9 protein-coding genes are annotated in these 12,831 nt (G+C 60.9%); 6 read left to right on the top strand and 3 right to left on the bottom strand.

The features are described from left to right. The first annotated feature begins 10 nt into the window (after positions 1–10). The 4 genes from JIN81_RS05915 to JIN81_RS05930 all read left to right on the top strand — a co-directional run bounded on the left by JIN81_RS05915 (position 11) and on the right by JIN81_RS05930 (position 5,619). Positions 11–301, top strand: coding sequence for a co-chaperone GroES (locus JIN81_RS05915; protein ID WP_200277601.1), 291 nt, complete (start codon positions 11–13; stop codon positions 299–301). Positions 302–334: 33 nt separating this feature from the next. Further along, positions 335–1,981 carry a chaperonin GroEL gene (groL, locus tag JIN81_RS05920; RefSeq protein WP_343217932.1) on the top strand — a complete coding sequence of 549 codons (1,647 nt, stop codon included), beginning with the start codon at positions 335–337 and terminating at the stop codon, positions 1,979–1,981. 157 nt (positions 1,982–2,138) lie between these two features. Further along, the gene (locus tag JIN81_RS05925) at positions 2,139–4,826 is read left to right on the top strand and encodes a hypothetical protein (RefSeq protein WP_200277605.1); all 2,688 of its coding nucleotides are present in this window, start codon (positions 2,139–2,141) and stop codon (positions 4,824–4,826) included. Positions 4,827–4,839: 13 nt separating this feature from the next. Next, on the top strand, positions 4,840–5,619 hold the full coding sequence (locus tag JIN81_RS05930) for a glycerophosphodiester phosphodiesterase family protein (protein ID WP_234044512.1): 780 nt from the start codon (positions 4,840–4,842) through the stop codon (positions 5,617–5,619). Between the two features lie 13 nt (positions 5,620–5,632). Here the strand turns inward: JIN81_RS05930 and JIN81_RS05935 are convergent, their stop codons facing one another. Continuing rightward, positions 5,633–8,311, bottom strand: coding sequence for an endonuclease/exonuclease/phosphatase family protein (locus JIN81_RS05935; RefSeq protein WP_200277616.1), 2,679 nt, complete (start codon positions 8,309–8,311; stop codon positions 5,633–5,635). A 126-nt stretch (positions 8,312–8,437) separates the two neighbouring features. Between JIN81_RS05935 and JIN81_RS05940 the strand changes: the two genes are divergently transcribed. Continuing rightward, a complete protein-coding gene (locus tag JIN81_RS05940; RefSeq protein WP_234044513.1) occupies positions 8,438–9,193 on the top strand; it encodes a hypothetical protein in 756 nt (251 codons plus the stop codon). A 3-nt stretch (positions 9,194–9,196) separates the two neighbouring features. Continuing rightward, positions 9,197–10,594, top strand: a complete 1,398-nt coding sequence (locus JIN81_RS05945) for a sulfatase (RefSeq protein ID WP_200277620.1) — start codon at positions 9,197–9,199, stop codon at positions 10,592–10,594. Positions 10,595–10,679: 85 nt separating this feature from the next. Here JIN81_RS05945 and JIN81_RS05950 read toward each other — a convergent pair whose 3' ends face one another. Both JIN81_RS05950 and JIN81_RS05955 read right to left on the bottom strand, forming a co-directional pair. Next, positions 10,680–12,014, bottom strand: coding sequence for an arylsulfatase (locus tag JIN81_RS05950; protein WP_200277622.1), 1,335 nt, complete (start codon positions 12,012–12,014; stop codon positions 10,680–10,682). 28 nt (positions 12,015–12,042) lie between these two features. Further along, a complete protein-coding gene (locus JIN81_RS05955) occupies positions 12,043–12,756 on the bottom strand; it encodes a zinc-dependent peptidase (RefSeq protein WP_200277628.1) in 714 nt (237 codons plus the stop codon). Between the last annotated feature and the right edge of the window lie 75 nt (positions 12,757–12,831).

Below are 12,831 nucleotides of genomic sequence, written 5' to 3' on the forward strand. Positions count from 1 at the left end.
ACTACAGAACATGGCTAACATCCAACCACTCGGTCAACGTGTGCTCGTCAAGCGTCTCGACGCAGAAGAAATCAGCGCAGGCGGCATCGTTCTTCCTGACTCCGCCAAGGAGAAGCCACAGGAAGCTGAAGTCATCAGCCTCGGAACCGGCGGCAAGGACGAAGATGGCAAGACCATCGAGTTCAGCGTCAAGGTCGGCGACAAGGTCCTGATCTCAAAATACGGCGGCACCGACGTGAACGTCGACGGACAGGAACTCATGATCCTTTCCGAATCCGACATCCTCGGCATCGTTTCCTGATCACTCCCCATTCAACCATTCACAAGACAACACATCATGGCTAAACAACTCCAATTCGACGAAAACGCTCGTCACGCCCTTCTTCGCGGCGTCGAGAAACTCGCCAAAGCCGTCAAGGCCACCCTGGGACCAGCAGGTCGTAACGTGATCCTCGACAAGAAGTTCGGTTCCCCGACCATCACCAAGGACGGTGTCTCGGTCGCCAAGGAAATCGAGCTCGACGATCCATACGAAAACATGGGCGCCCAGCTCATCCGCGAAGTCTCGAGCAAGACCTCGGACATCGCCGGCGACGGAACCACGACAGCTACCGTACTTGCCGAAGCCATCTACAAGGAAGGTCTTCGCAACGTGACCGCCGGTGCCAACCCGATCTCGCTCCAACGCGGCATCATGAAGGCCACCGAAGCGATCGTGGAGCAACTCCGCGGAATCTCGAAGCAGGTTTCCGACACCAAGGAAATCGCCCAGGTCGCCACCGTTTCCGCCAACTGGGACAAGGAAATCGGCACCATCATCGCTGAAGCCATGGACAAGGTCGGCAAGGACGGCACCATCACCGTGGAAGAAGCCAAGGGCATCGAGACCACCCTCGACGTCGTGGAAGGCATGCAGTTCGACAAGGGATACCTTTCTCCTTACTTCGTGACCGATGCCGAAAGCATGGAGACGAACCTCGAGAACGCCTACATCCTCATCCACGAGAAGAAGATCTCGAACCTGAAGGACATGCTTCCGCTGCTTGAGAAAGTGGCCAAGACCAGCCGTCCTCTCCTCGTGATCGCTGAAGATGTGGAAGGTGAAGCCCTTGCCACCCTCGTGGTGAACAAGCTGCGCGGCATCCTCAACATCGCCGCCGTCAAGGCACCTGGATTCGGCGACCGCCGCAAGGCCATGCTCGAAGACATCGCCATCCTCACCGGTGGCAAGGTCATCACCGAAGACCTCGGCATCAAGCTCGACTCCGTCGGCCTCGAAGACCTCGGCGAAGCCAAGCGCATCACCATCACCAAGGAAGACACCACCATCGTCGAAGGCGCTGGCACCAGCGAAGCCATCACTGGCCGCGTGAACCAGATCCGCCGTCAGATCGAGGAAACCTCGAGCGACTACGACCGTGAGAAGCTCCAGGAGCGTCTCGCCAAGCTCGCTGGCGGTGTGGCCGTCATCAACGTCGGTGCTGCCACCGAAACCGAGATGAAGGAGAAGAAGGCCCGCGTGGAAGACGCCCTTCACGCCACCCGCGCAGCGGTGGAAGAAGGCATCGTTCCTGGCGGTGGCACCGCGCTCATCCGCGCTCAAGCCAATGTCGGAGACCTTGGCCTCGAAGGTGACGAAGAAACCGGTGCAGGCATCATCGCCCGCGCTGTGGAAGCCCCTCTTCGCCAGCTTGCTGCGAACGCAGGCCGCGAAGGTGCGCTTATCGTCGAACGCGTCAAGAATGGTGCCGAAGGCTACAACGTCGCGACCGACACCTACGAAGACCTCATCGGTTCCGGTGTGGTTGACCCAACCAAGGTCACCCGCTCCGCTCTGCAGAACGCCGCATCCATTGCCGGCCTCCTGCTGACCACCGAGTGCGTCATCACCGACCTCCCTGAGCCTGAAGCCGGCGGTGCTGACCACGGTCACGACCACGGCGGCATGGGTGGAATGGGCGGCATGGGCGGCATGATGTAAGCCACCTCGAAGCGGTCTTCGGCCCGCTTCACCGAACCTCACAAAGCCGGGCAGCACACGCTGCCCGGCTTTTTCTTTGCCCGCGCGGGCGTCCCTACGCTCTGCGACCCCCGGGCTTTCGTCTTCCCTCGCCTGCCGGGGCGCGCGATGGTGGGGCATGAGTCTGAAGGATTTCCTCCATTGCCTCCGCCCCTCGGCTCGCTTGCTTCGCATTCCGCTCGCCTCACTCGTCTGGCTTTCCAGCCATGCCGCAGTCGCTCAGGAGCCGCTGCCGGAGAAAGCCTACCAAGAGTGCAGGGACTGGTATCAATCGGCGGATTTTCCCTCGATGGCAGATCGACCGTGGGTTCGCGTCGCTACCGGGAATTGGTTTTCGAGCGGCGGGAAGAAGCAGAACACCTACCTGCTCGGCTTCCTCACTCCGAGCGATGAGACCGCACCCGACGCCCCCTTCGAAGTCACCACCATCGACCGTCAGGTCCTGACATTCACCCCGACCCCGGCGGATACGGACGAAACAGAGAGAGTTGGATTCGAAAAACTCGATTTTGAAAAATGGCTCGGTGAGCACCTTGGCAACGACGATGAGGGAGACCACGATCGTGAACTCGTTCAGGGTAGTCCTTTCGGTGGATCCCCGTCGACGCCGGCACTGACCCTCCTCCATCTCGCGATGGAGTGCGACCAACGCGGACTCAACACCGAAGCGAGAAAACTCATGGCAAGGCTCCCCCAACTCCTCGGCCCCGCCGGAGACGAGGAAATCGATCTCACCCTTGCCGACCGCATGGAGGAACAATTCGCGCATGTCATGATGTGGCGGGCTGTTGTTGCCTGCGACTACCCGACCAACAGCAGGCCACAGCTTCTCGACCTATTCACCCAGATCGTCCGGCTCTGCCCCAAGAGCAAGTATGCCGACCAGGCGGCGCAGATGGCTGAGCGACTCGATACCATGATCCTTGAGGACAAGGCGCACGCAAAGGCCCGCGAGGAGAAGCCTTTCGAAGCTCTCTCACGAGAGGAGCAGATCAAGGACCTCGTCTTCCAACTGCGCGATCAGGACGGCGCCCAATGGTCCCAGCCAGGTTCCTGCTCGATCTTCAGTTTCGGTGAAGAGAAAGACTCTCCGGCCGACAAGCTCGTTGAGATCGGATTCGATGCCGTGCCATTTCTGATAGACGCCTTGGTCGATCGAAGTCTCACCTACTCGGTCGGCTATCATCGGAATTTCTACTTTTCCCACCGTGTCCTCACGGTCGGCGATGCGGCCACTCAGGTGATCGAGAGAATCACCGGCACGCCCCTCCCCGAGCCCCGCAACATCCGCGTCTTCGGTGATGATCCGAAGCAGGATCGCGAGGCCAGGGTGATGGCCGCCAAACAAGAAGCCGCTCTGAAGTGGTGGCTCGATTTTGAATCCAAGGGCGAGCAGGCCTTCCTCATCGAAGAAGTCTCAAAGGGAGGGCAGGCCGGCAGCAATCTGGCATCCCGATTGATCGAGCGCTACCGGGAAGAAGCCCTCAAGCCATGCCTCGACGGATTGGACAAGTCGTCCGAATCCTGGGCATACAGCCGCTACGTCAGGGCCATCGCCCAAGCCGAGTTTGCCGAGAGTGAAGAAACCATTCGCCGCGTGATTGAGGAGAACCGCTTCTCCGACGGCACCATGACCGCCCTTCACTGGCTGGTGGACAAGGACGCTGATGATGCCATGAACCTCGCCGCCGAACTCCTCACTGAAGACGAGTCATGGCGGCGGACCGGCGACTTCAATGAATGCCTTGCCGATGAACTGATCGAGTTCCTCATCGAGCAGGATTCCGCGTCCGCCCTGCAGGCCATCGTGAAAGAGTCGGGTCGCTTGAATGTCTCCCAGCGGGTCGACGTGGCCACCGGCCTCTACGGCGCGGACATCACCGAAGTGACAAGCCCCTTGGCTCAGGAGTTGCTCGTCCTGCTGCTTGAAGACCAGCGCCGCCGCACCGGCATGAGCGGAAACGTGGGAGACCTCTCATTCTCCGACCCGAGGGTGTGCGACCTTGCGGGAGCCGCCCTGCACAAGCATTGGCCCACGAAATACGAGTTCGACTATCAGGAGATCACGAAGCGACGGAACCAGCAGCGCATCGCATGTGCCAACATCTGGAGAAGCGAGCACGGGAAAGAGCTGTTGGAGTGCCACGAGCGGGAAGTCACCGCCATGACCCCGCAGGACTTCACGCGGATGATCGAAGCCTGCGGCGACCTGACCCAACAAGAGAACCTGGCGAAGCTGTGCCAGACACTCGAGGACTCAGGCGTATCCGCGCTACCTCCGCTGCTTGCCTTCCTCGAAACCACCGAGGCCCCCGTGAGAGATGTCCTGGCGAAAACGGCCGGGACCTTGGGAAATCGCATTGAACGCATCACCCTGCTTCCAGCCGGTGCGAGCTACCCCCCGGTGACGAACTGGATCCAGCAAGCGAAGGGACAAGCACTCGATGGAGCCCGCGTGGTATCCCTCCTGTCCGACTTCTTCCGCCAAGCGGACCAACTCGGAGAGCCCTACCGCGGGTTGGAATTCGAAGCACTTCGGCATGGGGATCATTCCGGCATCGACGTCACCATCCGGCTGATCGAACGCGAACGACGCAAACAGGAGATCGATCAATGGAGTGGAACCGAACATGTCTCATCCGGCGAAGAGACCACCCACACCAGCAGCTACGGCGGAGGACTCAGCAAGGACGACCCGAAGGAGTCCGAGGACCTGCGGGAAGGAGTCGACAAGGCACTCGCCAACCCGCCCGGCACGCCTTGCGAAGTGCGGTGGGAACTGATTGGTTGGTGGCACGATGATTGATGCTTCCTCTCTCATGCGGGGTTTCCTGCTGCTGTGGTTGGCCGTTTCAGCCCATGCCCAACCGCTTCTGATCGCCCATCGCGGAGCATCCGCCGCCGCCCCGGAGAATACCCTCGCCGCCTTCAAGGCAGCGTGGAAGGAAGGAGCCGATGGCATCGAAGGCGATTTCCGGCTAAGCCGGGATGGCAAGATCGTCTGCATCCACGATGAAACCACGAAGCGGACTTGTGGCTCGAAACTCACCGTGGCGGAAACTCCATGGGAACGACTGCGCCAACTCGATGCCGGATCCTGGAAGGCAAAATCCTTTTCCAATGAACGCATTCCCTTGCTCAAAGACGTGCTGGGGATTCTCCCTCCCAACAAATACTTCTTCATCGAAATCAAATGCGGCCCGGAGATCATCCAGCCCCTGAAGAAGGCGATGGCAGGTGCGGACCCGAAGTGGGTGATGTTCATTTCCTTCGACCCCACGGTGGTCAAGGCATGCCGGACCCACCTGCCCCGATTCCAGGCCCATCTCGTGTCAAAGCTCGATGGCATCCACAAGAGCGGCAACGAGGCCAAGCAACTGCAATGGCTCGACCAGATCGATGCCACCGGCCTGCAATTCAAACATACCGCCAAAGTCAGCAAGGCATTCATGGCCACTCTGAAATCCACGCCACGCCTTACCGCCTGCTGGACGGTCGACGACGTCGGCACCGCGAGGCGGGTCGCCGCACTGGGTGTCGACTTCATCACCACCAACCGCCCCGGCATGATCCGTCAGCAGGCCGGCTGGACGAAGTAGCATCCCGCTAGCCTCACTCACCCGCGCGGACGCGGAAAAAGAGGCGATTCGCGGACGACGGCAGCGCCACCGTGATCTCCGCATCGTTACCGACCTGCGTGGACAGTGGCACCCACGTCACGAGGTCATCGCACCATTCGATCGTGTAGCTGATCCCCGCCGTCCCGGGGAAACTCAGCTCATGGTTTCCTCCGTCGAAGGCCATGCTGACCGCGAATCTCGACGCCGCATCCAGCGGATCAGAACCGAACGCCAACTCGTCGAGGTCGTCCATCCCGTCGTTGTCATCATCGACATCCTCCTCGTCCGGCACCCCATCGAAATCCGAGTCCACCAGAAAGGTCAGCTCGATCGAATCGATCGCGATCCCCTGTGCTGGTGGACCTGGAAGCGAGAAGGTCTGACCCGAATTCAAATCACCATCGGTGTGATCCAAGTCATCGAACCGGGTCCACGAAAAGTCCGCCGCGAGCGATCCTGATCCGGTTCGGCCAATCGAGTTCTGGGACGGGCTTCCGTTCGGGCTCTGCGCCACACCCACATCGACCGATGTCATGCCCGACGCCGGCCCCTCGGTCGCCACGAAGCTTCCCTCGTAGGAAATGAACTCAGCGACCTGGCCATTCACCACCAGAACCATGCCGTCGGGCCCACCATTCTGAATCCCCGCAATCTGCTTGGAAAAGATCCGGTAGCCGTCGGCCGTCGTAGCGCCCACGTCGAAGCCACCCAACAGATGACCACTGCCGTAGAGCTCACCATTGCTTCCGTTGTAAAGCAACAACTCGACCTGATCGAGGGCACCGAGAAAACCAGGCCCCACCACGACTTCCACGAACTCCCCCGTATCGGAACTCGCATTGTCATAGTGGAACTCATTGATGAACACCTCGTCGGGCAGCGGTGCCGCTCCGTCGTCGACCACGAAACGGAAGCGCAAATCGAACGACTCTCCCGGATCAACCGCCAAGCCCGCCACCCTCGCAGATCGAACATCCGGATCCCCCCCGGCAACCGGACCACTCGGGAGATCGGTCCGCGCGGCGAACGACATCAACGGCAACGGGACGACCACCCCATCGGAAACCAATTCCACCTCGATGCCCCCACCCGAACCGCCCGCATTCGAGAGCCATTGCTCCGCCGCATAGGTCAGATCAAGCATGGTCAGTGGGACCGCGGAATCATTCGTCACACTCGTCGCCATCACCATGGCACTCCCATCACTGAGCCAACCCACCGCGTGCTCGTCGCCGCTGCCATAGGCACGGGGACCCGTCGCTGTTAGACCCCCATCGTCCACGCCGAGCCAGCCTACCGCATCGGAGATCCATGGTGCAGGCACCGCGGATCCATCAAACCCGTCGAAGTGCTCGACCACGGTTTCCCCGGGCTGAGTGAATCGGTAGCCATCATCGGAATCCAGCAGCTGTGCCGCCACCGTGGCCGCCGCATAGCCGACCGCGTCCACCGCGAAGGTCACCGTCCTCGACCCATCGGCCGCGTAGTTCCTGCGCGTCAACACCCCGGTGGTCGCCACACTCGCACCCGCAGGGATCACCACGCTGCTGTCGATGGGTAGCGCTGCCGGATCACTTGACGAGAACTCGACGGTGACAGGCGAGTCCGCCGGAGCCGCCAGGCTTGCGGTCAGCGTCAGGGTGCCGGCCGGGTCCCCTTCCATCACGCTCGGGACCGAGCCCGCCAACGCCAGATTGAAGAGCGCCTGGTCGAGTTCGAAGTCCGCGAAAACGGCATAGTGATCCGACGCATCGGAGCTGGTCGACGCCGCCAGCGGCGAGCCACTTTTCGGCAAGCCATCGGAGTTCGAGACGTCCAACCCGGAGTTGTAAATCTCCGCCGCATACGGCCGCCCCGCCAATCCCGCGGAAACCAGCAGCAGGTCGAGCGTCTGACCGAACTCATAGGTTCCGTCGTTGCCATTCATCTGACGTGGATCCAGCAGCGTCGGAATGGGGCCAGTGAAATAGGACACCATGTTGGTGGAATAGCTGACCGGAAAGCTGACATCCGTCCCCAGAGCAAAGGTCGAAGGCAGACCCGCAGGCAACTCGGTGAACACCTTGTTGATTCCCGACGGATTGAAGTCACCCAGCACAATGAAGTTATCCGACCCCTCGAAACCCGACGCAGACAGGTAATCCGTCAAGCGCCGCATCTCGATTGCACGCCGGAAGCGATCGTCCGTTCCCGTGCCTGACTTCAAATGCGCCGAGATCAACAGCGGGTCAGCGTTGGTGCCCGGCACATCCACCACAACCGCCGGACAGTGCCGGGCGATCTCCTTCGCTCCAGCCGGCGAGAAAATGGTGTCTGCCATCGTGAAGGGAAACCGGGAAAGAAACACGACCCGCAAGCTGGTATCGAAGTTTCCTGAATTCGAACCGGCATGGATGTAGGGAAGCCCCAGCGTCGCAGCAAGTTGCTCAACTTCGCTCGGGCTCCCATTCAGGTCCGCCGTATGGACTTCCTGCAGGGCGACCACATCGGCATCGATCCGAGCCAGGATCGAGGCGACCGAGTCGTGGTCCACCGTCCCCGGATCCCCGAGCGCGTAGTCCGGCCAGCCGTCGGTATTGCGATGCGTCTCGATGTTGAAGGTCGCGACGCGCAGCCCGACAGCCCACCCTGGAGCGACGAGGAAAATAAGAAGGCAGACCAGCCGGAGCATGCGCGTTCTCTAAGCCTGATTCGGCTCGAGGTCGAACCACACTTGCAAAAAGTCGACCGCCCCGACCCGACCCCACGCGTCACGATTTCCTCGACAGCTTCCCCTTCGGACCCCGGTATGTTCCGCATGTGCTGTTTCAGTATGAATGTCCAGCGGGTCGCCAACACCCGGATTTTCGCCCGTCGGCTCGACGTTTCCCACCAGGCCATCGCCTACCAGATGGAGTTTTCCGCGGCAGAGGACCTCGCCATGATCCTGCCCATTCCCGTGATCCCCGGATCCAGAGAGGACGCCGTGAAATTCATCAACCTCGAGGACTACAGCACCTTTTTCGATGACCTCGACAGCGCCTTCCCCCGCCCCAAATCCCTCGGCCGAGGCGCCCCCGCCGCCGGCTCCATCGTGCCAAGCGAAACGCTCAAAGTTCAGTCGGTCGGCAGTTTCGAGGCTTCCTTTGTCCCCAGCTCCGCGGACTTTCGGCGGCTGGACAAGCGCTTCCGCATCGAGCCCGAAACCTGGAACAAGATCCCCGACTATTCGGACTACGGTTTCGCCGTCTTCAAGCTGAAGAGGGGGGACCACGAAGTCCACCCGATGGCCCTGCGGTTTCCCTCCCGTCATCCGGACAAATTGTTCTTCCCGACGGTTCATATCCACGACGGCGAAGTGCACGCGAAGGAGGAGTTCGATCACGAAATCTACTGCCAGGTCGATCGGCCGGGCATGTTTGCCATGACCAAGTGGGAGGAGAGCCCGGGCATCGCGAAGACATCCTGCAAGGTCGACAAAAGCCAGAACCTCCTCAAGGCTGATGCGCACCTTCATCGTCGACGCCTCAAGGGCATGCTCGACAACAAGGACATCATTCTTGGCACCGCCTGAACCATGCGAACCCTCCTCACCCTCATCCTCGGCCTTTGCGCGGCACATGCCGAGCCCACCAAACCCAACGTCCTGCTCATTTGCGTCGACGACCTGCGCCCGGAGCTGAAGTGCTTCGGGGTGGACTACATCCAATCGCCGAACATCGACCGCCTCGCCGGGACCGGCAGGATCTTCACCCACCACTACGTCCAGGCCCCGACCTGCGGAGCCTCACGCTTCACCCTGCTCACCGGCCGCTACGACCGCCAGCTCCGAGGCAACGATGCCCTTTTCGCGCGAGCCAAAAAACTCGAAGAGCCTCCGGTCCAGCCATCCATGCCGCGGTTCTTCCGCGACCACGGCTACACCACGGTCTCGGTCGGAAAAGTCAGCCACCACCCCGGTGGCCGGGGCGGCGCCAACTGGGATGACGACACCCAACCCGAGATCCCGAACGCGTGGACCCGTCACCTTCAACCCACCGGACCGTGGAAGCACCCGCGCGGCATCATGCACGGCCTGTCGAACGGCGAAATCCGGGTCACGCGAGGCACCATGGATGTGCTTCAGGCCACCCCGGGACCGGACTCGATCTATCCGGACGGCCTGATCACCGATCAGGCACTGGAGGAGATCGAAACCCTCGCCAAGGATGACGCGCCATTCTTCCTCGCCGTCGGCATCATTCGTCCGCACCTCCCCTTCGGAGCTCCGGAAAAATACCTGAAGCTCTACGAAGGCGTGGAGCTCCCTCCCATTCCCCATCCCGCGAAACCCGAAGGCAAAACCACCTGGCATGGCTCGGGCGAATTCTATGGATACCACCGCTGGGGCAAGGACCCACGAAAGGACGCCGAGTTCGCGACCGAAGTGCGTCGCCACTACGCCGCCTGCGTCAGCTACGCGGATGCCCAGGTCGGCCGGATCCTCGCAGCCCTCGACGAGACCGGAGAGCGGGAAAACACCGTCGTGGTCCTCTGGGGCGACCACGGCTGGCACCTCGGTGAGCACGGCATCTGGGGAAAACACGCGCTCTTCGAAGAGTCGCTGCGTTCCCCACTCATCGTCAGTCACCCCGCCGTCGAATCTGCAGGTGAGGCCACCGACGCCATCGTCGAAACCGTCGACATCTTCCCCACCCTCTGCGATCTCGCCAAGCTCGACACGCCCGACCAACTCGATGGCCAGAGCCTGATTCCCCAGATCAAGGACCCACAAGCCTCAGGGTCCATCGCGATCTCCTACCATCGGAAGGGGCAAACCATCCGCACCAACACCCACCGACTGATCGCACACAGCGACGGTTTCCTTGAACTCTACGATCACCGGACAACCGAGGCGGAGACGAAGAACATCGCCAAAGACCACCCCGAAGTCGCCAGCGAGCTCAAGCAGCGGCTCAAGAAGGCGCTCAAGTGATTGAATCTCTCGCCCCTGGAGTTCGACTCGTAGGGGGGCAGAGGATTCTTGGAATAGGGCCGGACGTCGACCCCACCCCACTCCTTTACTTCTTCCTCTTCCGCTTCTTCGGTCCTTCCAGAGCCGTGTAGTGCTTCGAAGGCACGTGCTCCCGCTTCATCACCTCTTCCATCGATTTCACCACGTCAGGAAACTCCGCGGAAAGATCGTTCTTTTCCGCCGGATCCTGACCCAGGTCATAGAGTTCCATCGGAGCCTTCGTGCCTAGGCGATAGCCCTTCCACTTCCCCATCCGCACGGCCTGCTGGAACGGCCCTGGACCTTCATAGATCTCCCAATACATCGCATCGCGTTTCTTCACCCCGCCCTTGCCGGTCAGCACCGGGAGCAGGGAAATGCCATCGTTTCCCTGCGCGGGTTTGGTACCGGCAATGTCGGCGCAGGTGGCAAACCAGTCGAGGTGACCGCACAGCAGATCACTTTCGCTGCCCGCCTCGACCGTCCCCGGCCACCAGGCAACGAACGGCGCACGGATCCCCCCCTCGTGAAGGTGACGCTTCACGCCACGCAGCCCGCCGGCACTGCCCAAGGGCTTCACGAACTGACCATTGGGGCCGTTGTCCGAGGTAAAGATCACCAGCGTATCCTTCTCGATCCCCAACTCCTTGAGGAGATCCATCACCCGACCGGTGTCCGTATCCATCAGGGCGACCATCGCCGCGTAATTCTTCACCGCCTGGGACCACGGCTTGTCGGCGAAAGCCGAGGCATCGGGGATGACGAATTTCCCATGCGGCGGCGTCCAGCATGCATAGACGAAGAATGGCTCATCCTTGTGCTCGCGAATGAACTTCAGGGTATCATCCGCAATCAGCGTGTGGGTGTAGGTTTCCTTCTTCCCTCCGGTGTTTCCCGGCAGGGGCACCTTCTCCGAATTCCGGATCAGGTGGTCGGGGTAGTAGTCGTGCGCATGCACCTGATCGTAATAACCGAAGAACAGATCAAAACCCTGCTTCTCCGGCACCCCCGTCGTCCCCGGATTGCCAAGCCCCCACTTGCCGAAGCCACCCGTCGCGTAGCCGGCGGCCTTGAGCGACTCCGCCACCGTGAACTCGCTGTCCGGCAGTGGCAGGAGTCCCACCTTGCTCTGATTCGCCCGCCTCACACAGTGACCCGGATGCTTCCCCGTCATCAACACACAGCGGGTGGGCGCACAGACCGCACTCCCGGAGTAGGCATTGGTGAAACGCATGCCTTCCTTCGCCATCCGGTCGATGTTGGGCGTGGGAATATGTTTCCCTCCATAACATCCGAAATCACCGACACCGGCATCGTCGACCATGATGAATATCAGGTTCTTCGGGCGGGCGGAGGCCACCAGCACCAGACTGGCCGCCATCAGAATCAATAATCGCTTCATCTCGTTTGGTTTTTGGATCTCCGGGGTCTCAGGATCTGGAAATCCAGATGCTCTCCATCAGTCGGTATATTTCAGGTTCATTGTCCTCAAGATCCGCCTTGTGGAAGGGCTCGAAATCATTCCTGCCGAAGAAGGCCTCCGTCATCTCGGCGAAGAACTCCTTCTGGTTGGTCAATCCATAGTGCCGGACATCACGACGGTTGATGTGACGACACTTCTCGTACTTGCCGGACTTCCCAAAAGCCTTCCACGCCGCAATCAACCTCGGTTCATCAAAACCCAACACCTGATCATGATAGGCGTGGGCCAACTCATGCAGCACCGACCACGGCTGGACCTGCTGATGACCCTTCGACACGAAGTTCCGCGCGCTCTGGATGTGCACCCCTTTCGCCAACTCGACCTCATATCCATTCTCCTCCAGCCACCTCGGGTTCGGGTGATAGCACATGCCGCGCGCTTTGCCGTATCGCCGATCCAGCCAAATCGGGACTTTGCGCAGGCGTTCCACCTTGTCGGGAGGCAGCAGCAGCACCAAGTCCGCCAAGCGCGCCTCAAGCAAGCGCGTCGCCCGCGCTCCCAACTCGGCATGCTCCCCCTCGAGAAGACTGCGGTCGATATGAACCGTCCAACCCTCCAAGTCCCGGGTCTCGCGCGACTCCGGCGGCGTCAGTTGGTCCTTCGCCCCCAACGGAACCACCGCCAGCATGAGCGCCACCCATCGAATCCCTGCTCTGATCATGGGGAATCCATACCTGCGGGATGCTTGACTCCTTTCGCGATTCGAGACCAACCCGTGCTCCCATCTCCCCCTCAA

This window comes from Haloferula rosea (genome assembly GCF_016595525.1).
GTDB lineage: Bacteria > Verrucomicrobiota > Verrucomicrobiia > Verrucomicrobiales > Akkermansiaceae > Haloferula > Haloferula rosea.